26 protein-coding genes are annotated in these 26,040 nt (G+C 40.3%); 20 read left to right on the top strand and 6 right to left on the bottom strand.

Annotation, left to right across the window (positions count from 1 at the left end; translation table 11 throughout):
* Positions 1-13 precede the first annotated feature (13 nt).
* Both D7322_RS16610 and D7322_RS16605 read right to left on the bottom strand, forming a co-directional pair.
* Complete coding sequence (locus D7322_RS16610; protein ID WP_183078731.1) at positions 14-1,396, bottom strand: PSP1 domain-containing protein; 1,383 nt, start codon at positions 1,394-1,396, stop codon at positions 14-16.
* Between the two features lie 10 nt (positions 1,397-1,406).
* The gene (locus D7322_RS16605) at positions 1,407-2,549 is read right to left on the bottom strand and encodes a DNA polymerase III subunit (protein ID WP_121125396.1); all 1,143 of its coding nucleotides are present in this window, start codon (positions 2,547-2,549) and stop codon (positions 1,407-1,409) included.
* A 209-nt stretch (positions 2,550-2,758) separates the two neighbouring features.
* Between D7322_RS16605 and dnaN the strand changes: the two genes are divergently transcribed.
* The 9 genes from dnaN (at position 2,759) to D7322_RS16560 (ending at position 9,857) form a co-directional block, all read left to right on the top strand.
* Positions 2,759-3,880 carry a DNA polymerase III subunit beta gene (dnaN, locus tag D7322_RS16600; RefSeq protein ID WP_108635409.1) on the top strand — a complete coding sequence of 374 codons (1,122 nt, stop codon included), beginning with the start codon at positions 2,759-2,761 and terminating at the stop codon, positions 3,878-3,880.
* Between the two features lie 14 nt (positions 3,881-3,894).
* Positions 3,895-4,557 (top strand): DedA family protein, encoded by a 663-nt coding sequence (locus D7322_RS16595; protein WP_121125395.1) that lies wholly within the window; start codon positions 3,895-3,897, stop codon positions 4,555-4,557.
* A 109-nt stretch (positions 4,558-4,666) separates the two neighbouring features.
* Positions 4,667-5,314: a DedA family protein gene (locus D7322_RS16590; protein ID WP_121125394.1), complete on the top strand. Its 648-nt coding sequence runs from the start codon at positions 4,667-4,669 to the stop codon at positions 5,312-5,314.
* A gap of 43 nt (positions 5,315-5,357) precedes the next feature.
* The gene (locus D7322_RS16585; RefSeq protein ID WP_121125393.1) at positions 5,358-5,930 is read left to right on the top strand and encodes a CAP domain-containing protein; all 573 of its coding nucleotides are present in this window, start codon (positions 5,358-5,360) and stop codon (positions 5,928-5,930) included.
* A gap of 27 nt (positions 5,931-5,957) precedes the next feature.
* Positions 5,958-6,833: a YicC/YloC family endoribonuclease gene (locus D7322_RS16580; RefSeq protein ID WP_121125392.1), complete on the top strand. Its 876-nt coding sequence runs from the start codon at positions 5,958-5,960 to the stop codon at positions 6,831-6,833.
* Positions 6,834-6,835: 2 nt separating this feature from the next.
* A complete protein-coding gene (gene gmk, locus D7322_RS16575; RefSeq protein ID WP_108635404.1) occupies positions 6,836-7,405 on the top strand; it encodes a guanylate kinase in 570 nt (189 codons plus the stop codon).
* A gap of 8 nt (positions 7,406-7,413) precedes the next feature.
* The gene (gene nadD, locus D7322_RS16570; RefSeq protein WP_121125391.1) at positions 7,414-7,989 is read left to right on the top strand and encodes a nicotinate (nicotinamide) nucleotide adenylyltransferase; all 576 of its coding nucleotides are present in this window, start codon (positions 7,414-7,416) and stop codon (positions 7,987-7,989) included.
* A gap of 236 nt (positions 7,990-8,225) precedes the next feature.
* Positions 8,226-8,981, top strand: coding sequence for a hypothetical protein (locus tag D7322_RS16565; RefSeq protein WP_121125390.1), 756 nt, complete (start codon positions 8,226-8,228; stop codon positions 8,979-8,981).
* A gap of 33 nt (positions 8,982-9,014) precedes the next feature.
* Positions 9,015-9,857, top strand: a complete 843-nt coding sequence (locus D7322_RS16560; protein WP_220700096.1) for a formylglycine-generating enzyme family protein — start codon at positions 9,015-9,017, stop codon at positions 9,855-9,857.
* A gap of 27 nt (positions 9,858-9,884) precedes the next feature.
* On the opposite strand, the gene D7322_RS16555 is transcribed toward D7322_RS16560, so the two are convergent.
* The 3 genes from D7322_RS16555 to kduI are packed head-to-tail and all read right to left on the bottom strand — an operon-like array spanning position 9,885 to position 12,666.
* Positions 9,885-10,649 carry an SDR family NAD(P)-dependent oxidoreductase gene (locus D7322_RS16555; RefSeq protein WP_183078735.1) on the bottom strand — a complete coding sequence of 255 codons (765 nt, stop codon included), beginning with the start codon at positions 10,647-10,649 and terminating at the stop codon, positions 9,885-9,887.
* A 5-nt stretch (positions 10,650-10,654) separates the two neighbouring features.
* Positions 10,655-11,779 (bottom strand): DUF4861 family protein, encoded by a 1,125-nt coding sequence (locus D7322_RS16550; RefSeq protein ID WP_121125388.1) that lies wholly within the window; start codon positions 11,777-11,779, stop codon positions 10,655-10,657.
* Positions 11,780-11,820: 41 nt separating this feature from the next.
* Complete coding sequence (gene kduI / locus D7322_RS16545; protein WP_121125387.1) at positions 11,821-12,666, bottom strand: 5-dehydro-4-deoxy-D-glucuronate isomerase; 846 nt, start codon at positions 12,664-12,666, stop codon at positions 11,821-11,823.
* A 368-nt stretch (positions 12,667-13,034) separates the two neighbouring features.
* Between kduI and D7322_RS16540 the strand changes: the two genes are divergently transcribed.
* From D7322_RS16540 to D7322_RS16485, 11 genes are all read left to right on the top strand, one after another.
* Positions 13,035-14,027 carry an AraC family transcriptional regulator gene (locus D7322_RS16540; RefSeq protein WP_121125386.1) on the top strand — a complete coding sequence of 331 codons (993 nt, stop codon included), beginning with the start codon at positions 13,035-13,037 and terminating at the stop codon, positions 14,025-14,027.
* Positions 14,028-14,786: 759 nt separating this feature from the next.
* The gene (locus D7322_RS16530; protein WP_121125384.1) at positions 14,787-15,407 is read left to right on the top strand and encodes a hypothetical protein; all 621 of its coding nucleotides are present in this window, start codon (positions 14,787-14,789) and stop codon (positions 15,405-15,407) included.
* Between the two features lie 101 nt (positions 15,408-15,508).
* Positions 15,509-16,216, top strand: a complete 708-nt coding sequence (locus D7322_RS16525) for a hypothetical protein (protein ID WP_121125383.1) — start codon at positions 15,509-15,511, stop codon at positions 16,214-16,216.
* Between the two features lie 106 nt (positions 16,217-16,322).
* A complete protein-coding gene (gene surE, locus D7322_RS16520; protein ID WP_121125382.1) occupies positions 16,323-17,132 on the top strand; it encodes a 5'/3'-nucleotidase SurE in 810 nt (269 codons plus the stop codon).
* Positions 17,122-17,382, top strand: a complete 261-nt coding sequence (locus D7322_RS16515) for a hypothetical protein (protein WP_147430455.1) — start codon at positions 17,122-17,124, stop codon at positions 17,380-17,382. Before surE ends, D7322_RS16515 begins: the two co-directional genes overlap by 11 nt.
* Positions 17,383-17,463: 81 nt before the next feature.
* Positions 17,464-18,333, top strand: coding sequence for a menaquinone biosynthesis family protein (locus D7322_RS16510; RefSeq protein ID WP_121125380.1), 870 nt, complete (start codon positions 17,464-17,466; stop codon positions 18,331-18,333).
* A gap of 318 nt (positions 18,334-18,651) precedes the next feature.
* On the top strand, positions 18,652-21,939 hold the full coding sequence (gene secA / locus D7322_RS16505) for a preprotein translocase subunit SecA (protein WP_121125379.1): 3,288 nt from the start codon (positions 18,652-18,654) through the stop codon (positions 21,937-21,939).
* Between the two features lie 20 nt (positions 21,940-21,959).
* Positions 21,960-22,418 (top strand): SPOR domain-containing protein, encoded by a 459-nt coding sequence (locus tag D7322_RS16500; protein WP_121125378.1) that lies wholly within the window; start codon positions 21,960-21,962, stop codon positions 22,416-22,418.
* 13 nt (positions 22,419-22,431) lie between these two features.
* The gene (locus tag D7322_RS16495) at positions 22,432-23,622 is read left to right on the top strand and encodes a M20 metallopeptidase family protein (protein ID WP_121125377.1); all 1,191 of its coding nucleotides are present in this window, start codon (positions 22,432-22,434) and stop codon (positions 23,620-23,622) included.
* 10 nt (positions 23,623-23,632) lie between these two features.
* A complete protein-coding gene (locus D7322_RS16490) occupies positions 23,633-24,205 on the top strand; it encodes a thiamine diphosphokinase (protein ID WP_121125376.1) in 573 nt (190 codons plus the stop codon).
* Positions 24,202-24,702: a GNAT family N-acetyltransferase gene (locus D7322_RS16485; RefSeq protein ID WP_121125375.1), complete on the top strand. Its 501-nt coding sequence runs from the start codon at positions 24,202-24,204 to the stop codon at positions 24,700-24,702. Before D7322_RS16490 ends, D7322_RS16485 begins: the two co-directional genes overlap by 4 nt.
* Here D7322_RS16485 and D7322_RS16480 read toward each other — a convergent pair.
* Complete coding sequence (locus D7322_RS16480; RefSeq protein WP_121125374.1) at positions 24,699-26,003, bottom strand: M20/M25/M40 family metallo-hydrolase; 1,305 nt, start codon at positions 26,001-26,003, stop codon at positions 24,699-24,701. The two genes, D7322_RS16485 and D7322_RS16480, sit on opposite strands and share 4 nt — an antisense overlap.
* Positions 26,004-26,040 lie beyond the last annotated feature (37 nt).

Below are 26,040 nucleotides of genomic sequence, written 5' to 3'. Positions count from 1 at the left end.
AGGCATATTTGTTTTATTCTGTTTTTGAGGAAGTGTTGTTGTTGCCTCTGTTTTTATTTCTATGCCGATTAAAGCGTTTTTTAGGCCTATTATTTTGCGCTTCTTTATTTTCTTTGCCAGCTGTTGCCGTAACAGCACTATCCGGATTGTTCTGCTGTTTAGCTACTGCCTGTTTTGGTGGATTTTGTTCAGCTTTATCGCTTTTCTGGCCATTCTTATTTTCCGGTTTAGCGTTATTATTGCTTTTAGTTTTCCGCTTTTTCTTTCTTTTGTTTCGGTCATCCAGCCGTGTTAAGCTATCCTGGCCGACGACATTTTCATAATCGTAATTGACAATCTTTTCTTCCCGGATATCTTCAGTCTCTATTGCGCTTGATATGGCCTCTGGTTTAATACCCTGCTTATTCATTTCGACAAGTTCTTTGACCTGTTGAACTGGCATCGCAATCCAGTTTTCTGCTCCCGGGAAAGAAAACCACATCATTTTTTTGAAGATATCGGTTTTCTGTAGATAAGCCACACCTTTTAGTGTTTCAATACGATCAATATTGTTAGGAATGTCTTTCAGCGCATCCATGTAGCTATCCAATTCATAATTGAGGCAGCATTTCAATTTACCACATTGTCCGGCTAGCTTTAACGTATTCAACGATAGATTCTGATAGCGCGCTGCTGAAGTGGATACGGTTTTAAAATCCGTCAGCCAGGTAGAGCAGCAAAGTTCACGGCCACAGGATCCGATACCCCCGAGACGGCTTGCCTCCTGGCGCATACCGATCTGGCGCATTTCTATCCGTATACGGAATGCTTCGGCCATCTTTTTGATCAATTCACGAAAATCCACACGGCCTTCGGCGGTATAATAAAACGTCGCTTTTGTTTTATCGCCCTGATAGTCTACATCAGAAATTTTCATGGATAAACCCAGATCCAAAGCAAGTTTACGTGCCTTATGCATGGTTTCCCATTCAAGATCTTTTGCTGCATTATACTTTTCTACATCCACTTCATTTGGCTTCCGATAGATTTTTTTTGTAACCGATTCTGCGGTAACATTGTTCTTTTTCAATTGCAGCCGGACTAATTCACCCGTCAAAGAAACGTGGCCAACGTCATATCCTCCCGTTGAGGGTTCTACAACGACCATTTCTCCCATTTCGAGGTATAAGTTGTCTACATTAATAAAGAAATCTTTTCGAGATCCCTTAAACCGTATTTCTACGATATTGAATGGTTTATAGTTTGATGGCATATCCATATCGGAAAGCCAGTCATATACATCTAATTTATTACATCCGCTGGTCATGCAAGAGCCATTATTTTGGCATCCTGCCGGTGTCCCACTTGCCGTGGTAGTACCGCAACCTCCGCCGGATGAGCAACTGCCACATCCCATAGTTTTCTATTTATATATATTGAGTTCCTTTCGGAAACGTTTTGTATTTGTATATTAATGTTAACTGCAAAGATAAATCTAAAAATAATATTTTGGGATTTGCATTTCTTTCTACAAAATAGTGCGTTTCCTCAAATAGATTTATTGTTGCTTCAATTTGTTCGACTGTGTAATGTACTGCAAATTTTTGGACAAAATCCAATTCTTTTGCGGGTAAAAATACAAGACTGGAGAGGCCTTCCTTAATCAGAATAATCTGTCGCATCATGTTGATTGCGTAAAAAAGAAAGCTTTTCTGATTTTCACGGCCCATTTTGGATAAATCCTCTTCCACTAAAGAGATCATATTTGTGCCAGCATCCGAGACGATAAATCGCAGCCAGTTTACCAAAATACCAAAATGATTATTGGTTTGTGTATTCAACTGGTTAAGCGCTTCCTGCAAGTTGCCATCTGCTATAAAAGCTATTTCGGAGGCCTCCTGATCGGACAGGTGATGCGTTGTTTTCAAATATTGTGCGACTTCGGTATGGTCCAGTTTTTTTATTTTGACCAGTTGTGTCCGTGAGATAATGGTGTTTAATATTTTATCCTGGTTTTCAGCCACCAGAATGAACAACGTTTTTTCGGGCGGTTCTTCAATCAATTTCAATAAGGCATTGCCTTGGGTATCCAAGTATTCAGGCAACCACATGATCAAAACTTTATATTCAGCCTCAAATGCTTTAAGGCTCAGTTTTTTGATGATACCATGTGCTTCGGCAATATTGATATTGACCTGCTTATTGTCTGCATCCAGCTGATTGCGCCAGTATTCCAATCCCATATAAGGGTTGGTCAAAAAGGACTTTCGCCAGTTTTCAGCGTAATCAGCTGCTGTATCTTCTTTGTGTTTGGCAATAAACGGATAAGACATATGCAAATCCGGATGAATCAGCTTGCTATATTTTCGACAAGATGGACATTCACCGCAACTATCCGTAGCGTGTTTATTTTCACAGTTTAAAAATTGAGCATAGGCATAGGCCAGTGCAAGGCTTCCTGAACCCTCTGGGCCTAAAAATAATTGCGCATGGCTCACGCGGTTTTCATGAACCGTATGAACAAGATGTTCTTTGATGTCTTTATGCCCAATGATATCTTTAAACTGCATACACTATTGCTATTATACAAATGTAATAAATATTGTGATTTATCAGGGCGTATTTGTTTTCTATACTTTTGAAAGCGTGCTTATTAATTGAAATACAATTGCTTAATTAAGTGCTCTAAATCTTTGTTTGTGGAAAGAAAGGCGTTTACAAAAGGGAAAAATATTGATTAATTTGTGTATTATTGCACATAATAATTAGTAATTAGGAAATGAGATTCATTGTATCAACATCAATTTTATTAAAGCAGTTACAAGCTATCAATGGAGCATCTAGTACAAGTACTGTTTTACCAATTCTGGAAAACTTTCTTTTTGAAATAAAAGACAATAACTTGACTATTTCTGCTACGGATCTACAGACAAGTATGGTTACTTCTTTACCGATTGAGGCGAAAGAAGAAGGAAGAGTAGCTATGCCTTCAAAGATCTTGATAGAAACATTAAAAACTCTTCCCGATCAGCCCGTTGCTTTTTCGGTAGACATGAATACATTGGCTATTGAAATCAGTGCAGGTGACGGTAAATATAAATTGAGCGGAGAAAATGCAGATGATTTTCCTAAAATACCTTCAATTGATAATGGATCAATTATCCAGATGCCAGCTCCAGTACTTTCCGAAGCGATCAGCAAGACCATCTTTGCGGTAAGTAATGATGAATTAAGGCCGGCGATGTCTGGGGTTTTGGTCCAATTGGCTGAGAAAAATGTGACTTTTGTCTCTACAGATGCACATAAATTGGTACGTTACACCAGATCGGATATCAGTGCTGAAAAACCGGCTTCACTTATTTTACCTAAGAAGGCACTTTCTTTACTAAAATCGTCATTGCCTTCGGATGATACAAAGGTATCTATTGAGTATAATCAGACCAATGCATTTTTTAGCTTTGGCAATATCAATCTGATCTGTCGTTTGATCGATGAGCGTTATCCTGATTATGCCGCGGTGATTCCCCAGCTCAATCCCAACAAACTGACGGTTGATAGATTGCTTTTCTTAAATACATTAAGAAGGGTTGTTATTTTCGCCAATAAAACGACACACCAGGTACGGTTGAAGATATCAGGTAGTGAATTGAATATCTCGGCTGAGGATCTGGATTTCTCCAATGAAGCACATGAGCGTTTGTCCTGTCAGTTCGAAGGGGATGATATGGAAATAGGTTTTAATGCCAAGTTTTTGGTTGAGATGTTAAACAACCTTGAAAGTGAAGAGGTCGTTATTGAAATGAGTACGCCTAATCGTGCAGGCTTGTTGATTCCTGCTACTTCTGAGGATCATGAAGATATTTTGATGCTGGTTATGCCTGTAATGTTGAATAACGCTTAATCTTCTGATCAGCTTTGGAACTAATTACACATCTTCTTGACTTTATTCTCCATATTGATAAACATTTGGTTGAGATTGTCAATGACTATCAGCTATGGACATACCTTATTCTGTTTCTGATCATTTTTGTTGAAACGGGAGTGGTTGTCATGCCCTTCTTACCCGGAGACTCCTTATTGTTTGCTGCGGGAATGCTTGCTGCACAGCCAAATGAATTGAATGTCTGGTTAATGATATTGATCTTATTGATTGCTGCGGTAACTGGTGATTCGCTCAATTACTCCATCGGAAAGCATTTTGGAATGCGATTGACCAAATTCAAGCTTTTTGGCAAACAGGTTGTCAAAGATGAGCAGATTGCCAAAACACACGCTTTTTATGAAAAGTATGGCAGTAAAACAATTGTAATTGCTCGTTTTGTACCTATTGTACGCACGTTAGCACCATTTGTTGGTGGTATCGGAAAAATGAATTATGGTACTTTCATTACTTACAATGTCGTTGGGGCAATATTATGGGTAGGAGGTATTACATTAGCGGGCTATTTTTTGGGCAATATCCCAATTATTAGAGATAACTTTTCTAAGGTGGTACTGCTGATCATTTTCCTATCAGTATTACCTATTATATTTGAGTTGATAAGAGAGAAAATAAAAACTAAAAAGGGAGTTCATTAGGACTCCCTTTTTTTCTGAAAGCGTCTGGTTTCTATTAGTCAGAAAGAACCCACAGTTGATTTTCATAGCTGTGGAGCTTATAAGAGTATGAAGGTTTTATTTATCGAATATGGAGTTTGTTTCTCAACTGGTTGATTTTATCCTACATATTGATCAACACCTATTGCAGATAGTTAATAGCTATGCTGGATGGACTTATTTCATTCTATTCTTGATTATCTTTGCTGAAACAGGATTTGTGGTTACACCGTTCCTTCCGGGAGATTCGGTTTTATTCGCTTTAGGTGCCATTATTGCGCGACCGGAAAGCAATCTTTCACTGTCCCTTTTCTTGTTTATTCTTATATGTGCAGCGATTTCTGGCGATTTTGTTAATTATGAGATCGGCAAATATTTTGGAATTCGAGTTTTTAAACCTGACTCAAAAATTTTTAAACCATCCTATCTTCGAAAAACGCAGGATTTCTATGCTAAATATGGCACTAAGACCATTGTTTATGCGCGTTTTGTCCCCATTGTCCGGACCTTTGCCCCCTTTGTAGCGGGTATTGGCAAGATGCCATACAGCATTTTCGGTAAATATAATATAATAGGAGGCATATTGTGGGTATCCTTATTGATTCTAGCGGGTTACTTTTTTGGACAGATTCCTTTTTTCAGGCATAACTTTTCCTGGGTTGTATTAGCGGTCATATTTATCAGTCTAATACCCATGCTGATACAGTTTTTAGCTGTTAAAAGGTCAAAAAAAGATTAAACGTTAAATACTAAAATCAGTCTTTTAAGGTTAAAGGATTGGTATGAAATATTTCATTTTAGCGTTTACCTTATTTGTCGCACAGCTTGCATTGGCACAACGTGTCAAAGTCGATCGTCATCAAGCAAAAGAAGCCTTTGATCTGCTGAATAAAATTCGAACAAATCCAGAGAGATATAAAAAGGAACTGAAACTTTTTAATTTACATAAGATTACCCGAACGAAGCTTAATTGGAATAAACAGCTTGCCGAGGTAGCAGAATACCGAGCTAAGGATATGGCTAAACGGTCTTATTTTGATCATGTTTCTCCTGAGGGCTATGGACCCAATTATTTTATTGAAGAAGCGGGATATCATTTAAATCAGTCTTGGGTAAAAAAAAGGAATGCCAATAACTTTGAATCCATTGCTGCTAATCGCGCCAGTGCGACTGATGCGATAAAAGCGTTAATCATTGGAAAGGAAGCCCCCGGTTATCATCATCGTACGCATCTGCTAGGGATGGATAAATGGAACGCATCGCTGTATGATATCGGAATCGGTTATGTAAAGTGTAAGGGGGCCAAACCTTATGAAAGCTATCTCGTTGTTATTATTGCAAAGCATGATTGGTAAAGAAAATGAAAAATCATACCTTTGCATATGATAAAATCCATGACAGGATATGGCACGGCTTCCAAAGAAAACGGTAAAGTCAAGTATAGTGTCGAAATAAAGTCCTTAAATTCAAAATTTCTTGAATTAAATCTTCGTCTGCCCAAAGTCGTTTCGGACAAAGAACTGACCTTACGTACAGAGTGCAGTAAGCTGCTTGAACGCGGCAAAGTTAATCTGAACGTAACTGTAGAATATACTGATCAAACGGCCAAGGCTTCATCTATCAACGCTGATTTACTTAAAAAATACTACGGTCAATTGCAGCAGATCGCAAATGAGCTAAATGATACGCATGTCAATCTATTTGAATTGGCGTTAAATATGCCTGAAGTTGTCACCAACAACGATGATACCGTTGATGATGAAGAAGCCAGCGTATTGATGGATGCTTTTTATGATGCGGTCCAACATTTCAATATATTCCGTGAGGACGAAGGAAATGTATTGGCTCAAGATCTAAAAAAGCGAGCTGAGCTGATCTTGACTTATTTGAGTGAGGTCGAAGGGCTGGAAGTTGAGCGTATCCCATTGATCAGACAGCGTATAGAGCAATTTCTCAATGATAGTGTGGGTAAAGAGAACGTGGATCAGAATCGTTTTGAACAGGAGCTCGTTTACTATATAGACAAATTAGATGTCACTGAAGAGAAAGTTAGGTTGCGTTCCCACTGCAACTATTTCCTGAAAGCCTTTGATTCTGCCGATTCCAATGGTAAGAAATTAGGGTTTATCTCTCAAGAGATGGGCCGTGAAATCAATACCTTGGGATCCAAAGCTAATCATGCCGGTATACAACAGATCGTGGTTAGAATGAAAGAAGAATTAGAAAAAATAAAAGAGCAGTTGCTCAACGTATTATAAGGATGAGCGGTAAATTAATTATTTTCTCGGCACCATCAGGAGCGGGAAAAACAACTATAGTAAGAGACCTTTTAAGTAAACATGGGGATAAAATAGAATTTTCTATTTCTGCGAGTACCCGCGATCCAAGGGGGCAGGAGGTCGATGGAAAAGACTACTACTTTATGTCCAAAGAAGAATTTTTGCATAAAGTTGCCAAACAGGAGTTTATCGAATTTGAAGAGGTCTATTCGGGTACATTTTATGGTACGTTACGTTCCGAAATCGAACGTATCTGGAAAGAGGGTAAAAATGTTATTTTCGATATTGATGTCGTCGGAGGATTACGCCTGAAATCTAAATTTCCGGATCAGGCCATCTCTATATTTGTACAGCCACCTTCATTAGAAGTGCTGAAAGAACGTTTAACCGGACGTGGCACAGATTCGGAAGAAAAGTTGCAGGAAAGATTTGCCAAAGCGGAACTGGAGCTAACCTATGCGAATAAGTTTGATGTGATCTTGAATAATTTTGATCTAGCGACAGCTTGTGCTGAGGCAGAAGAAATTGTAATGGGTTTTATCAATAAATAAAACGCTAAATGAAAAAGATTGGTTTGTTTTTTGGTTCTTTTAATCCGGTGCATGTCGGGCATTTGATTATAGCAAATTACATGGCCAATTTTACCGGGCTGGATGAAGTCTGGTTTGTGGTATCTCCACAAAATCCATTTAAGAAAAAGTCAACTTTAGCGGATCCTTATGATCGTTTGGAAATGCTCAATCTAGCAGTGGAGGATTGCGAACATTTGCGCGTGAGCGATATTGAATTCCATTTGCCCGTACCATCCTATACCATAGATACCTTAACGCATCTGAAGGAAAAATATCCAACGCGAGAATTTGTGCTTCTGATGGGGGAGGATATCTTGGAATCATTGGAAAAATGGAAGAATGCCGATATTATTTTGCGTGACTATCACATTTATGTGTATCCCCGGCCAGGCTACGATGGAGGAAAACTAAAGGATCATCCGGCTATAACCATGACTGATACGCCATTAATGGAGCTTTCTTCAACGTTTTTACGAAAGGCAATCAAAGAAAATAAGAATATTCAGTTTTTTACACCGCAAAAAGTTATTGATTTTATAGACAAAAAGGGCCTTTATTCATAAGGACTGCAAAATATACAAAGCGAATCCCCGGATCTCTTAGGAAGTCTGGGGATTTTTGTTTTCTATGTCGTAAGAAAGCTAATTGTGTAGCATATAGCGTTGGAAAATGTAGATATATCAAAAGTGATACACTTATAGCGCAGAAGGAAATAAAATTTATGGTATTAGATTTAACAAATGGAATTGTTTTTGGTAGGAATAATTTCCTTACTTTTAAATAGCATTATGTATACTTTATGAGAAGTTTAATTTTATTATTTATTTGCTTAATTAGCTGGACTCATGGCTTTGCACAGACAGAAAATGAGACAGAAAGTGATTATATTATGGATCCTGCCGCCATTGAATTCAGGACTAAGATGACAATACCTCCATATGGTTTGGCAAAGGTGAAAGCTTTGATTGCTAAATTATCTCCTGTAGCGGATAACGATGGGACAGATACTGGCGTGCTTGCTCTTTCTGCAACGGATTTTAAGAATTTAAGTCTACGTGAAAAATTTACGTATACCATGATTCATGCGGAGGTGTACGCCCAGAATTGCGATATACCAGAAAACCAGAAAGCTATCGACAAGAAAATATTTGGTAAGTTGCTCGGTGGTTTTAATGAAGCTTGGTGGTCGGAAAGACAGACTGATTTTTTGCAGGAAAACAGAGATTCGGTTATGAAACTGATCCAGGAATCTGTTTTGAGAAGCAAACGAATGGGGGTGAATTATAAGGAGGCGATCGAACAGATCAATGGCTGGCAAATGATTCCATTTATCATTGAATATGCAAAGAAAACCCCGAAAGATAAGGATGCATTGACTTTATTGCTGTTACTGATGAAACGTGGCGAGTATAGTGAATTTATGAAGTCCACATCTTTCAAAAAGCTATATGGAGAGACGAGTAATTACTACTCCTATTTAGACTATAATAAGGAGAATGAAACTTTAATATATCGTAGAGCAATGGGATACTACAATGAGAAAAAAGGTAAATAAAATTTGGAGCTTGCTATAGAAAACGTCAAGTCAGTGAGAAAAGCGTTATACATACTGCTTATTTTTTTATTAAACTGTTTAACGTTAGCGGGGCAGGATAAGGGATATATTTTAATTCCGGGGGGAGACTATCAATTGGGTGACACAATGAGTCTGGATAACCCGAGAAGAACGGTACATATAACGTCGTTTTGGATTGCTTCCTATGAACTGACGAATGCTGAATTTGAAAAATTTGTCCTGGCAACGAACTACCGGACTTTGGCCGAACGCTATCATAATGCCATGGTATTTGAGCCCGGTCTTGCGGAGTTCAGGTGGCTGCAGGACAGCACCGCTTATTGGCGTTTTCCAAATGGAATAAGCCGTGGCGGTATACAGGACAAAATGGATCATCCCGTTACCTGCATATCTTTTAAAGATGTATTGGCTTATTGTGCTTGGGCTGATTGCAGATTACCTACTTTTGAGGAGTGGGAAGTCGCTGCGCGAGCCGGAAATGACGGTCGTTATTTTGAAGGGGTGAATAAAGAAAATATTGGGCAATATGCGAATATATGGCATGGTAGCGATCATCTTAAAGCAGACTACTCGGATGGCTATATGTATACTTCTCCTGTAGGGACTTTTAAACCGAATCCATGGGGGCTTTACGATGTATTTGGTAATGTATTTGAATTCTGTTCGGGCAAGCTAAATAGAGATGGGGAGCGCGATGTGGCTCATGCTAGAGGTGGTTCATGGTGGTGCAGCAAAAGGAGCTGTTCGGCCTTCAACACGGTTTATATTGGCTCTGTTAGTCCGAACGCCTCATTCAGCAATCTTGGGTTTAGGGTCGTAAAAAAAGCCTTTACCACTCAGGATAAAGACTTTTAAAACAAAAAATCCAAAAAGGTTGATTTTTTATCTTCCCATCCATCCACCGTCGACAGTAAGAATGGTACCGTGTACATAATCTGCTGCTTTTGAGGCAAGGAACACTGCCGGTCCTTTAAAGTCTTCCGGAGTACCCCAGCGTCCTGCGGGGATACGGTCCAAGATGGATTTCGAGCGTTCGGGATCATCTCTCAGTGCTTCCGTATTATCCGTTGCGATATAACCTGGCGCAAAACCATTTACATTGACTCCTTTGGAGGCCCATTCGTTGGCAAAAGCCTTGACCAACGATCCTATTGCACCTTTGGATGCAGCATATCCCGGAACATTGATACCGCCTTGAAAAGTCAATAGGGATGCCGTGAATACGATTTTGCCAGTTCCACGTGAAATCATATCTTTTCCAATTTCCCTTGTCAGAATGAATTGAGCATTCTGATTGATTTCGATGATTTCGTCCCAATATTCGTCAGGGTGTTCCGCGGCCGGTTTACGAAGGATATTCCCGGCATTGTTGAATAGGATGTCTATTGTTGGATGCTCCGATTTTACTTTTTCAATAAACTTATATAATTCTGTTCTTTTTGAAAAATCACATTGATACGCATAAAAGTTGCGGCCCGATGCCCGGATAGATCTTTCCACTGCGGAGCCCGTGGCCTCCAACGATGCCGACACACCGATGATGTCCGCTCCGGCTTCCGCTAATGCTTCCGCTATAGCCTTACCTATTCCCCTTTTACAGCCGGTTACCAAAGCGACCTTTCCGGTCAGATCAAAAGATTGCAGTATAGACATTATTTTGCGTATTTTATCGTTAATGGTTGATTTAAATTATTTCTGAATTCTTTGATGTAGGATTGCCATTGATCAAAACTGGTTATTTTACCCGCCTTATTAAATGCTGCTCCGGCAAAATAGACCAAAGGTTGGTTGTTTTTTACCGTAGTCGCCAATAAAAACTGTTTTGGACTATCTTTAAATACATAGTTTACTTTCGGTAAGATCAGGGCTGTTCCGGTGATTTTATCTCCTTCAGCAGGCTCCCAATATGCCAAAATACCATTTTTGGGATCGTTTAAGAATTGTGGTTGATCCTCTTTTCGTTTGGCAAGACCAACGACTATTGGGGTACTGCCTGAACTTGTATTTTTGACTGCATAACTTATTTTGTTGAGCTGACTTCCAGCATCCAGAGAAATTGTTTTTTCGACTTGTAACTGTTGTCCTTTTACATTTTCCGGTTCATAAGTAAGTTTAAATGTAGTGCGTAAAGGCCCATTGTCCAATACTTCATATTGACGATAATGTTTATGATAGACTACTTGCTGGTCAATAAATGGAGTTGCATCGCCCACTCCTAGGGTCTGACCTACAGAATAATAATCTAAACCTTTACCGTGATCGGCGTGGTAATCTCCTGTTTTATACCATTCGTCAATAACAAGGTCGTTACTACGTTTAGCCCAAAAATCAAATCCCTGGGCGTCCTCGGAGCTACCTTCCAAAGCTTTTCCATAAGCTCTGAATGCGGCAATGTCATTTTCCCAGGCAAAGTCATCCTTACGTTCGGGGACATAACGTGCATAAGCCTTTGGAGCAACGGCTTGTGGGGTATTTCCGGTTATGCCAAAAGTTAGCGAGCTTTTAGGGGCAATCGATACCTGTATCAGTACATTTTGCGGTGCCGGCTGTCCCAATTTCTCCAATTGGTAAGCCAGTTCAGCCTTATCCTTGCTACTGACAATCGTAAAGACATTTTTCTTCAGTTCGAAATGTTTTTCGAACGTTGTATAAGGAATACTGATTAGCTCTGTTCTAGTTACCGCTGAGGGATTATTTATTGTGATCGTCTTATTGTTTTGGGCAAAGGCGATACTTGAAAGCCCGAGCGTCATACTTAATATGAATGTTTTTTTCATTTGGTATTTTTGTTAAAGTCCAATCTCATATCTCCAAAATACTACTTAAGCTCAGTGATAGCACATTTATCCATGTCATCGTAGTCCAGGTTTTCACCAGCCATACCCCAGATAAATGTATAATTGGACGTTCCTGCCCCCGAGTGAATTGACCAGGGCGGAGAAATGACCGCTTGATCATTATGCATCCAGAGATGACGTGTTTCATCTATTGGTCCCATAAAATGAGATACCGCCTGGCCTTCCGGCAATTCAAAGTAAAAATAAACCTCCATACGACGATCATGTGTATGCGAAGGCATGGTGTTCCATACCGATCCTGGCTTTAGTTCTGTCATTCCCATTTGTAATTGACAGGTTTGTACAACTTTATTCAGCAGCATTTGGTTGATGGTACGGTGGTTGGCTGTTTCCAGTGATCCTAATTCTATTTTATTGGCATCTTCCTTGGTCACCTTTTTAGTCGGATAACTATGGTGAGCGGGGGTTGAGTTTAAATAAAATTTTGCCGGATTAGCGGCGTCTTTGCTTTCAAAATAAACTTCTTGAGCCCCCTGTCCGATATAAAGTGCTTCTTTGGTATTTAGATCATAAGTAACACCATCCACTTCGACCTGACCATTGCCGCCGACATTGATGATACCCAACTCTCTTCTCGAAAGGAAATAAGGTTCTTTTAGTAGTTCCGGAATGGTATCTAGTTTGATTTTTGTATTTACTGGCATTGCACCACCGGCCATATAACGGTCATAGTGCGTGTAGACAAAGTTGATTTTGTCGGTTTCAAAAACTTTTTCAATGAGAAAATTATCTCTTAGCCCTTGTGTATCTAAGGTTTTGTATTCTTTAGGCCCGATAGCATAGCGGGATTCAAAATTGATGCTCATAACTGATATTATTTTCTTTGTTTGAATGTTAAATTTAGGGCTAATATTTGTCAATAACGAGATAATCTTACGCAATCGATGTCGTAATTGAATTTCGGTAGAATGTTAAATACATCGGTTTTAATGAAACACAATATAACCGATGCTTAAAGAAGACAGTTTGCAATTTTGTATTCCCGTTGATTTCTGGTCTATCGATATATAGATGAGATTTTTCAGGATCACCGTTATACCTTAGCAGCAAAAAGTTCAGGTTGGGCAATTTTCCTTTCCAATAGAATGGGAATTGTTGCGACGTAATAGGAGCGTCCATGCTTTGTTATTAGCAATAAAGTTATTAACTTTAAAACAATACACCAATTATTAGCATGCTCAAAACCAATTTTGTTCAATCGCTATATACACGATCAAATACCCATAGGCAATACGACGGCTATCTGGCATTTTTGCCCGAAGGCGAACGACAGTTGTTTCCCGTAGCACTGGCAAGTCAGCGCATATTCCAGACTAGTGACTTCGTATGGATCGAATGCAAGGAAAACGGTATCGATACACCAGGTTTCACGACTATTAAGGTAGGAGACTATTCGCTTTGGCTTCATCTCCATTTCATTGGACAGGGAAAACTGAAGCTGACCGAATCATTGATGATGTCTTCGGGGCAGGCCCATTGCTATTATTTAAATGAAAGAGAGCCAGAATTGTTCCTTGATGAAGGAAAATCATGGTTTCTGATCCTTGGGGTTTCGGGAAAACACCTGGACAGTTTAATGATTGACTATCCGAGATTGAAGGAGTTGATGCCCGACGGCAACCAGCGTCCGGAATCTTATCTCGGATACACACCGATTCAGAGTAAGCTCTATAATGTTTTGGCATCGCTGCGACGCTATGAATTTCATTCTTTTGGAACAGCCTTTCAACTCGCAAATTGGAACTTGCGCTTATTCCAGCAGCTATTTCAGGACCTAAAGCCTAATCAGCCTGCCATAGATCACAGTGATACGTTGCTCTATCAGAAAGCTGTCATGTATATCCGTCGGCATTATGACGACGAAGATATGTCTGTCGCAAAAATTGCGGAAGCAATGAACGTCAGCCCCCGTAAGTTGTCCCGTAGTTTTCAGGGAAAGTCGTTCACGGTTGTGGGTATGATACTCGAATACCGATTGATGGATGCGAGGGAAAGCCTAATTCATTCAGATGATTCGCTGGCAGGGATAGCTTTCGCATTGAATTTTGCTTGTCCCAAACATTTTGCCCGGGCGTTTAAGAAACGGTTCGGAATAGGTCCCAATGAGTTTAGAGCGCAACGTCGTAAAAAGGAATCCTTTGTTAAGCGATCATACCCCCAGGCTTAACACGTTATCACATTTTTCATTACCTGGCCGACAGCTTTTAATCCATGTTCATGTAAACGATGTTCAGTTCGTCGCTCTGCTGTCAACTTATTGGGACAAGTAGCGCTGTTCTCCTGTATTGCTCCAAAAATTCGGGTTTTGGAAGATCAGCACCAACTGTAATACGCCAATCATTTGTATAAATGAGATCAGCGGCGGCGTATTGCTAAGGACATTTAGTAAGATGCTAAGGACATTTAGTAAAATGCTAAGGACGTTTAGTAAAATGCTAAGGACGTTTAGTAAAACGCTAAGGACATTTGGTAAAATGCTAAGGACGTTTAGTAAAACGCTAAGGACGTTTAGTAAAATGCTAAGGACATTTGGTAAAATGCTAAGGACGTTTAGTAAAACGCTAAGGACATTTGGTAAAATGCTGAGGACGTTTAGTAAAATGCTAAGGACATTTGGTAAAATGCTAAGGACGTTTAGTAAAACGCTAAGGACATTTGGTAAAATGCTAAGGACGTTTGATAAAATGCCAAGGACGTTTTGTTCATCTCTCCTTAGCAACGGTAAGTGTTTGCTTACCACTAAAATCTGTGTTTAAAGGGATATAGACCTTGATTTCTGTCTGATTTTAGGTGCTAGGTGTCAAAATCGGCAACAAAAAGTCCTGTCCTGCCGGAAAGTTGGCCGATTTTGCCCCCTAGTTCGTCAGCCTTCTGTCGTAGATTTGAGCCATTAACAAAATTAATTACATTTTTAATTATTTCAATTATGGCAAAGCCAACATTATCAAACCAAATCAAGACAGAAGCAACATTGCTTAAGTATGCTGAAAATGTTTTCAAAAAATCTACTGAAAACGCAAGTCTATTTCCAGAAGCCACAGCACTTTTGGCAGAACTCGGTGTTGTACTCGAACTTTTTCGGGACGGTATTACCGAAGCGAATTATCGTGACAAACGTCAGGTCGTGATCAAAAATCAATATGGATCCCGGCTAAAACAGGCCTTATACCATCTTTCCCTGCACGTGGAACTTGTCGCAAATGGAGATGCCAATCTGATTTTGGCAGCGGGATTCATCCCATCGAAGGCCAAGGTAAGCGGTAGCTACTATGGACTTTCTCCGAAGCCAAACGGACTGGTTGTACAGCTGGCTGTGCAAGGATTGCTGATCGCCGAAATGGCGGTCAAATCGTGGAAAGGGGCTCGATTCTATCAATTTGAATACCGCGCGGTCGGTACGGTTCCTTGGACCACGGTCATTAGTCCAAAATCAAAGATAACGATTAAGGACTTGGAGCACCTCAAAGAGTACGAGTTTCGTGTAACCTATCTGGGGCCTGATCCGACACCGGTCTACAGTGACGTTGTCCGCTGTTATATCGTGTAACGTATAAGAGCGGTGATTTTCCATAGCTAAGATCAAAGGCACGGAAAATTACCGCTCTTTTTTACGGAAAATATTTTTTTCTTTATTAGCTTTAAAAAACAATGACCAATTTAAGCGTAACCATGGATTTTAAGAGCATCACAATCAATCATCCATTACGGAGTATAAATTACCTGACAAAAGATATCGGTTTTCCAAGTAATCTGGAAGAACAGGCTTTATTGAATTACCGGAAAGCACATGACCAAGCTTGGTTCATGAAAATCCGCTTTGAACAGGAGCGGGGAAATGCCCTGCTGGAGTCTATTGCGCTGTCAGATCTAGATGCCGAGATTGCCGAATTAGTAGCTATGTTAGATTGGTACAGCGGTACAGGTGCTTTGAGCAAGGAATTGCCTTTGGCCGAGGTGGATATCAAATTGCAGATCGAACTGCGTGACTATTACCTCAAGATTGAGGCGGCACACCGCAATACTATAAAATTCTATGATCGTATCGCGCTGCGCGAACAGGAATACAATGATATAGTAGATAAGTACTATAGATTCGACAAACCGCTTGATCCTTTAAAATTTGATGTACTGGATGATATATTTGAGTTTGCAGACGACATGGATGCCGATGTAGCTTCGTTGGGCACTGACCTTGAAGATTTTTTATCCGTATTGACACAGCTATATGATCTGCTGGAAAAGTACTTTGTGGCCTATCACGATCTGCATGCAGCTTATGGTAAAACAGTGCATAATATGGCTGAACTTACCAAGGCGGCCCAAGTGCTTCGGCCATTCTGGGAAGCTCATAGTTGATTCTTTCGCTACTGAGACCCGGACACTGCTGCTCAGACAAGTGAGTTGGGGCCGTAGTAATTATCATATTTTTTACTTCTCGGTTTTAGATTTATTAACTTCGTATATGGTAAAGAAAAAACCGAATATTTTAGTTGTTAATGACGATGGTATTACAGCTCCGGGAATTAAGGTGCTGTTGGAGGAAATGCAAAAAATAGGAAATGTCGTTGTCGTGGCACCGGACTCCGCTCAATCGGGGATGGGACATGCGATCACGCTTGGTAGGCCGCTGCGATTAGATAAGATCAATCTCTATGAAGGGGTTGAAATGTATCAATGTTCGGGAACACCGGTAGATTGTGTCAAGCTTGCCGTTAATAAAGTCTTCAAAGGGCAAAAACCGGATATCTGTGTGTCTGGTATTAATCACGGGCTCAATAATTCGATTAATGTTTTATATTCTGGAACAATGTCTGCTGCGGTCGAAGGGGCTATCGAAGGAATTCCTTCTGTCGGTTTTTCGCTGGACAATTTTTCCCATGATGCGGACTTTAGTTACTGTAGACCTTATGTGATTTCCATAACGGAACAAGTTTTGGCCAACGGTCTGCCCAAAAATACATTGCTCAATGTCAATTTTCCGCAAACACAAGGATTTAAAGGTATTAAAATTTGCAGACAGGCTGGAGGACACTGGGTAGAGGAATTTGATGAACGTATTGATCCGCATAACCGTGACTATTATTGGACCACAGGAAAATTTGTCTTGCAAGACCGGGGAGAAGATACGGATAGTTTTGCATTAGCAAATGGCTATGTATCCGTTGTTCCTACACAATTTGACATGACTGCACATCATGCTATTCCGGAACTGAATTCATGGAGTTTTGATCATTTGGATGGTATGGACAAATACAGCAAGCGTGAAAAATAATCTTTGGATAGGCTTGGGCATAGGCCTTATATTTCCCTCACTGGCATTTTTGCTGGTGCGTTTCACCGATCTTGAACTTCATTTTCTGCCTGAGAAGCCAATGGCAACATATACCATTGCCATATTGATCAATTTGATTTTTTTAAGGTTTGCATACCGCTCAGGAAATGATCATGTAGGGAAAGGAATTATCATCATGACATTTTTGGCCATGATATTATATTTACTGACACATAAAGTGACTGTATAAAACAGAGCTGTCAATCACAGTGGCTATACCACAGCGATTGTTTAAAATGTTTTATCTGTCTATTTTTTAAAAAAGAATAAAATGAAATTAACATTGGGGTTTTCTCCCTGTCCGAACGATACATTTATTTTTGATGCCTTGATCCATCATAAAATAGATACGAAAGGATTGGATTTTGACGTAGCTTATCAAGACGTTGAGACATTGAATTTAAGGGCTTTTCATGGAGAACTGGATATCACCAAATTGAGCTATCATGCTTTTGCTTATGCCGTTGAAGATTACGAACTGTTAGATGCGGGAAGCGCCTTGGGCTTTGGCGTAGGGCCGATGCTAATCACAAAAGATGCTGCTTTGGCAGAAGTGCTCCGGGAAAAGCTAAAAAATGCTGACGGTCTGGGCGAATTTGATAAGTTAAAGGTGGGATATCCGGGGAAGTTTACAACTGCAAATTTTCTGTTGGGCTTGGCATTCCCGGAATTAACCAATAAAATAGAACTGGTTTTTTCTGATATAGAAGGCGCGCTTTTGGATGGTTCCATTGATTTGGGGCTTATTATTCATGAAAACCGGTTTACCTATGCAGAAAAAGGACTGTATAAAGTCGTCGATTTGGGAGAATATTGGGAAAGTACGACAAAATTTCCGATTCCACTGGGTGGTATTGTCGTAAAACGTTCGTTGCCCAAGGATGTGAAAGACACGCTTAATGCAATTTTAAAGGAGAGCGTCGAGTTTGCTTTTGCAAATCCAAAGTCCGGGTTGGAATTTATCCGTAGCCATGCGCAGGAGATGAGTGAGGAGGTGATGTATAAGCATATTGAACTTTATGTCAATAAGTACTCCATTGAACTAGGCACCGAAGGACGTAATGCAATTACTAAAATGTTTGAAAAGGCGCAGGAGATGGGCTTTATCCCGCATTCGGATAAAAAATTGTTTCTTTCATAACACCTTCTTAATATTTGGTAGCCACAATAGCAGTAGGCTTGTGCAGCAGCGCTACCTGTTTGGTTTCAAGTACGACTATTTTGGGCGTGAAGAGCGAATAACCGGGATAGGGAAGCAGGACGGCCTCGGTAATGGGATAAATTGAGACAAGTAAATAAGATGTGTATCCAATTGAAAAAAATAACGCAAAAAAAATAGTGGTAAGCTGTTAGATATCATATCTAATAACTAAATTTGCCCGATTAGTGTCAAATTGTCTGCAATTTTACTTTGGAGTCATTATTGTACAAAATCTTTAGTTGAGATAGAAAAAAAATTATGTTAAAGTTTTTAAGTAAATTATTTGGAAGTAAATCCGAAAGAGATATCAAGGGGATTCAGCCGGTTGTAGAGCAAATCAAGGCTGAATATGATAAGCTTTCAAATCTAACCAATGACGAGTTACGTGCCAAGACCGCTGACTTCAAAGAAAGAATTAAGAATTACCTCGCAGATATTGACCAAGAAATAGATACGCTAAAAGCAGAGGCGGATCAAGATGAGGACGATATGGCTAAAAAGACTTCTATTTACGAGCAAGTTGACAAGTTGTCTAAAGACCGTGATAAGAAGTTGGAAGAGGTATTGAAGGATATTTTGCCCGAGGCATTTGCCGTGGTGAAGGAAACTTCAAGACGTTTGACAGAAAACGAAGAACTGGAAGTTACTGCCAGTGATTTTGACCGAGAATTGGCTGTCTACAAGCCAAACGTTATTATCAATGGTGATAAAGCGATTTGGAAAAACAAGTGGATGGCTGCAGGTACTGAGGTAACCTGGAATATGATACATTATGATGTACAGTTGATCGGTGGTATTGTACTGCATAGCGGAAAGATTGCGGAGATGGCTACCGGTGAGGGGAAGACATTGGTCGGAACTTTGCCAACATATCTAAACGCGCTTTCTGGACAAGGGGTACATATCGTGACCGTGAATGACTATCTTGCCCGTCGTGACTCCGAATGGAACGCACCTTTATTTGAATTCCATGGTTTATCCGTAGATTGTATTGATAAACACCAACCAAATTCGCCACAACGCCGTAAGGCATACCAATCGGATATCGTATATGGTACGAACAACGAATTTGGTTTCGACTATTTACGTGATAATATGGTTCAGACGCCGGATGCATTGGTGCAAGGTAAATTGCATTTTGCCATGGTCGATGAGGTTGACTCGGTTTTAATTGACGATGCCCGTACACCATTGATTATTTCAGGTCCGATCCCACGTGGCGATCAACATGAATTCTATCAATTGAAACCACGTATTGAACGTTTGGTACATGTACAAAAAGCTTATATCAATACCGTATTAAATGATGCTAAAAAGGCATTGGCTGCAGGTGATTCTGATGTTGAAGGGGGTGGTCTAGCTTTATTGAGAGCGTACAGAGGTCTACCTAAAAATAAAGCCTTGATCAAGTTCCTAAGTGAAGGCGCCAATCGTTCTATCTTGCAAAAAGTAGAAAACTACTATATGCAAGAACAAAATAAAAATATGCCTAAAGTAGATGCAGAACTTTATTTTGTGATTGACGAAAAAAATAATCAAGTCGAATTAACAGAAAAAGGTATCGAGTTGATCACAGCGACGGGTGAGGATCCTTCCTTCTTTATCTTACCAGATGTGGGTACAGCTATTGCTGAAATTGAAAAATCTAGTTTGAGCCTAGAAGAGAAAGCTGCACAGAAGGAGGATTTATTACGTGATTATTCGATAAAAGCGGAACGCATTCACTCAATCAACCAGCTGTTAAAAGCGTATACCTTGTTTGAAAATGATGTGGAATATATCGTGGATGAGGGTAAAGTGAAAATTGTCGATGAGCAAACAGGCCGTATCATGGATGGTCGTCGCTACTCAGACGGTTTGCACCAGGCTATCGAAGCGAAAGAAAATGTAAAGGTCGAAGATGCGACACAAACGTACGCGACGATTACTTTGCAGAATTACTTCCGTATGTACCACAAACTTTCAGGGATGACTGGTACTGCGTCAACAGAAGCTGGCGAGCTTTGGGAAATCTATAAGTTAGATGTTGTAGAAATTCCTACCAATCGCGTTGCCCAACGGGAAGACCGTCAGGATCTGATTTACCGTACTGCGCGCGAAAAATACAACGCGGTAGCCGAAGAAATTCAACGGTTGACAGATCAGGGACGCCCTGTGCTGGTTGGTACAACATCGGTAGAAATTTCCGAACTATTGAGCCGTATGCTTCAATTACGTAAGATCAGACATAATGTATTGAATGCAAAGCTTCACCAAAAGGAAGCGGATATCGTTGCTGAAGCCGGTCGCCCCGGACAAGTGACTATTGCCACGAATATGGCTGGTCGTGGTACGGATATTAAATTGACCGAAGAAGTTAAGAATGCCGGTGGTCTTGCGATTATCGGTACTGAACGACATGAATCCCGTCGTGTCGACCGTCAGTTACGTGGTCGTGCAGGTCGTCAGGGAGATCCGGGATCATCACAATTCTTCGTTTCGTTGGAAGACAACTTAATGCGTTTGTTTGCTTCTGAAAGAATCTCCAATATCATGGTGAAAATGGGTGTTGAAGAGGGTGAAGTGATGCAACATAGCATGCTGACCAAATCTATCGAACGAGCACAACGTAAGGTTGAGGAGAACAACTTTGGTATTCGTAAACGTCTATTGGAATACGATGATGTCATGAACTCCCAACGTACCGTAATCTATACTAAACGTAAAAATGCGTTGTTTGGTGAACGTTTGGATGTGGATTTGAATAATATGATCTTTGACGTTGCTGAAGAGATTGTCGCTGAAGCGAAGGAGCAAGGAAATTACGAAGACTTCCAAATTGAGGTTATCCGTATCTTTGCTATTACACCAGAAATCACTGCTGAAGAGTTTGCGCAAGGAAAGATCGAAGGATTGACAGACCGTCTTTTTGATCAAGCAAGTAGAGCATATCACCATAAAATAGATGCTATTGGTGCATTGACAGTTCCTGTATTAAACAATGTATACGCAGAACGTGGTCAGATTGTTGAAAATGTAGTGATTCCATTTACGGATGGTATCCGTGGTATTCAAGTTTCAGCAAATTTGAAAAAAGCGATTGAGAGCAACGGTAAAGAGGTGTTCAAATCCTTTGAAAAAGGCATTGTATTGGCATTGATAGACGAAGCATGGAAAGAACATTTGCGTGAGATGGATGATCTAAAACAATCCGTTCAAAATGCTGTTTATGAACAAAAGGATCCAATCATTATCTATAAAATGGAGGCCTTTAACTTGTTCAAATCTATGTTAGCTTCTATGAACAAGGATGTCGTGAGCTTTATTTTTAAAGGTGAGATTCCCGGACAAGAAACAACCTCATTACAGGCGAGACAAGTGACTCAAGCACCTGTAAAGACAGTTGAGACAAAAGCAGATTTGGTGTCACCTACTGGTGTCAGTGAAGAGGATGTGAATGATGGTCCGAAAGAACCTGTTCGTAATGAAAATACAGTGGGACGCAACGACGAATGTCCTTGTGGTTCCGGTAAGAAATATAAAAATTGCCACGGCGCAAATAACTAATCGACAAGAAAGGTTAAACTATGCTGAAGAGAGGATTGATTTTCATATATGCACTTGTGCTATTTACGCTTGTTCATGTAAAAGCACAGGAAAAAGGTGGAGTTATTGTAACCAAAGATTCTTTGATTACACAGCTTCAAAATTTTAGGGCAGCAATGGGAATCAATCCTGTCGAAAGCAAAACCACTGCAGTTCCTTCGAAACCTGTTGTACGTTCCGCGGCAACAAGAATCAAGGTGAGAGGTTTTCGCGTCCAGATCTTTGCCGGATCCAGTCGAAACCAAGCTTTTTCGGAGCAAACTCGTTTTCGGGGAATGTATAAAGATGTTGATACCTATATCACTTATGATGAACCCAATTATCGGGTGAAGGTGGGCGACTTTAGAAGTCGTTCCGAAGCGAATGCGTTTATGCGTGAGCTCCGTCAATATTTTAGTAACGTTTTCGTCTTTTCAGAAAGCGTTTTTGTTTATCAATAAATCAAACAACCTTATGGCAAGTACGAAAGAAAAAGTCCTGGCCTTAGCCCATCAATATTTTCAAGATACAGTTGCTAACCGCAGACATCTTCATCAAAACCCTGAACTTTCCTTTGAAGAATATAATACCTCGGCATTTGTAAAGGTACAGCTGGATCAATTAGGAATCCCTTACGAAACAAAAGCAGATACAGGTATTGTGGCGTTAATTAAGGGCGAACTCCCTTCGGATGAGGTCATCGCCTTGCGTGCGGATATGGATGCATTACCTATTCAGGAAGTTGAAGGCCGACCTTATGGATCCAATACTCCGGGGGTCATGCATGCTTGTGGCCATGATGTACACACGTCCTCGTTGTTGGGAACCGCAAAGATATTACATAGCCTGAAAGCTGAATTTGGCGGGACGGTGAAATTAATCTTTCAGCCCGGAGAAGAGCGTTTGCCTGGCGGAGCGTCCATTATGATCAAAGAAGGTGCCCTACAAAATCCCGCACCTTCCGCTATAATAGGTCAACATGTAATGCCGTTTATCGAAACAGGCAAAGTGGGATTTCGTGAAGGGAAGTATATGGCTTCTTGTGATGAGTTGTTTATGACCGTAAAAGGAAGAGGGGGGCACGGTGCACACCCGCACCAGAATATTGATCCGATTGTGATCACAGCGCATATTATTACCGCTTTACAGCAGGTAGCAAGCCGTTTTGCGGATCCACGCACACCGACTGTGCTGTCTTTTGGCAAAATCATCGCTAATGGTGCGACAAATATTATTCCTGACCAGGTTTATCTTGAGGGTACATTCCGTACATTCGATGAGAAATGGCGTGCTGAAGCGCATGAGACAATGGTCAAAATGGCTGTCGGAATTGCCGAAAGTATGGGGGCTACTTGCGACTTCGAAGTTCGCAAAGGTTATCCATTTTTGATCAATGCTCCTGAACTGACCAAAAGTGCACGAACTTTTGCGGAGGAATATCTTGGAAAAGAGAATGTCGTGGATTTAGATCTCTGGCCAGCTGCGGAAGATTTTTCCTATTACTCACAAGAAATCAATGCTTGTTTCTACCGATTAGGTACAGGAAATAAGGCGAAAGGAATAACTTCTGCGGTACATACACCCACATTCGATGTCGATGAATCCTCATTGGAAATCAGTACGGGCTTGATGGCTTACATCACCTTGCGCAGATTAGGTTATTAAATTTTTCGAAATGTCATCGCATCATATCGTTCGTGAGAACCAAGAGCCTGCTCTGCTGATTGAAGACCTTTTTCTGATAGGCGAAGAAGATTTGGGGCAATTGCTTGAATGGAGTCCAACAATTGTTATAGAAAACAATATGGTTGATCCATTGGACGCTAGAGGATACAAATTTGATATTGTTTTTGCGCAGACGCAAGCGAATCAAACACAGGAGAATTTGAAAGTAATTCCATATATCGATAATTTTTTAAATTCAGCCATTGAGTATCTCGTCGAACATCAATATAAAGCGGTTAATGTTGTTACGGATCAAATAAGTCTTGCGCGCTATCAGCGCTATTTGGATCTGATCAATGTGGTATTATTGGCTCAGGGAATGCGCTACTATTTTGTCACTACCGGTTTTACAAAATGGAAAGCAGGAGGTGAACAGCTAAAGATCGACAGCCAAGGCGAAGAAATCACCACAGAAGGACTTCGGAAAATAGGTGAGAATCTTTATGAAACAGAAGAGGATGGCTTATTTACCCTCGGATTTTCGAAATCAAAATATATTTTAATAGGAGAGACAATCTCATGATAACAATAGAATTAGCCGAACAGACAGATATCCGTAGTATTTCTAATATGGCGCACATCATATGGCCAGACGCTTATGGTGAAATACTTTCAAAAGAGCAGATTGATTTTATGCTGGAGAAAAGCTATACCGTTGAAGGCTTAGCTGAAGGCATGGTAGGCGGACAGTTCTTTTATATTCTGAAGGAAGACGGGATTGGCCAAGGCTTTGTTGCGCTGAAAACTCTTGCAGATAAACTTCGTATTGAAAAGCTGTATTTGATGCCCGATGTTCAGGGAAAAGGTTTTGGGAAAGCATTGATTGACTTTGCTGTTGAAAAAGCGAAAGCCAAGGGCAAAGATATTTTGGAACTCAATGTCAATAGAAATAACCCTGCTTACCATTTCTATTTAAAGCAGGGCTTTCAGGTTGTCGAAACTGTTGATATTCCCTATTATGACTATGTGCTCAATGACTATGTCATGCATCGGGCAATAGATCGTGCAGCCTCTTCCTAATCTTTTAATTTTTCCACACGTGAAGGCGTTTGCTTGCCTTCTACAATGCCTGAAGTACCGATAGCAATTGCTTCTATACTGGAGATAATATTTTGAACGTTTAACGTGGCGACTTCATCCTTTACCGTGTGGTAATACTCATCCTTGTCCATTTGGGAAGTAGAAAATGAATGGGCGGGAACACCCTTTGCCGCTAACACGGCATTATCACTGCGGTAGAATAAATTTTGTTTTGTATAAGGATCGGGATAAAATTTAAAGGTTGTATTCTTTAGGTTTTCCTGCATTAATTTACCTAAGTCAGATTGATCATAACCTGTTATATAGACCGTATTAGGGCCGAACTTTGAATCTTTTCCGATCATTTCCATATTGATCATTGCCACGACCTGATCCGCATTGATATGATTAGAAAAATATTTTGAACCATACATGCCGAGCTCTTCGGCCGTAAATGCCACAAAAATAAGTGTCCTTTCATTGTTGTTTTTCTTTTTGTAATAATCCGCCAGGGTCAACATCGCTGTTACTCCCGAAGCATCGTCATCTGCTCCATTGGCAATTGAATCTTGTCCTACGGCAGGCAATATGCCAATATGATCATAATGTCCTGAAAAGATTATATATTCATTTGGTTTGCTCTTTCCGGGGATAATTCCGGCAATGTTAAAAAGCGGGAAGTGCTGAAGATCGCGCTCGATATGGACTTGAAATGTTTTTGGTGTTTCTGTGCTTAACAGATAGACTATTGAAGGTTTTTGTATGTTCGGATCTTCTATGAATTTAGGCTTGTTGAGCATTTGCCCAAAACGGACAAAAGAGGCTTCAAAAGAAGGGTCTACCAGTACAAGCGTGTTTTCTTGGGATAGGGAATGCTCCCGAAAGGCGTGGGAGAAATCTGCACCGGATGCAATATAAGCGACTTTCACAGGACTGTTTTCATCCCATTTGAGCGTTACATGGTTACCCAATGATATCATATGCTCAGCGGGAACAGCCTTTTTATTGATCGTCGCGACGTTGCTTTTGGGCGAGAGCTTGTCCAATTGGAATGTCTGTCTGAAAGATTCTTCCGCATAAGGTTTGAGACCTATTTTTTTCATCTCTCCGGCGATAAAATCTGCCGCTGGCTCAATGTCCTTTGTCAGAGCCGATCGTCCACGCATATCATCCGAAGCCAAGGTATTTAAAATACGGCCCACATCCTGACGCTGTTGTTCAGAAATAACTTGCTGTCCAAAGGCAATGGAAGATAAGGCAACTAATGCGAATGTTAAAAATATTTTGGGTACTGAATTCATAACGTTAGTAATGTTCGGATGAAGATACTGATTTCGC

It is taken from the genome of Sphingobacterium puteale (assembly GCF_003627955.1).
Taxonomy (GTDB): domain Bacteria; phylum Bacteroidota; class Bacteroidia; order Sphingobacteriales; family Sphingobacteriaceae; genus Sphingobacterium; species Sphingobacterium puteale.
This window is presented reverse-complemented; position numbering and strand designations above follow the sequence as displayed.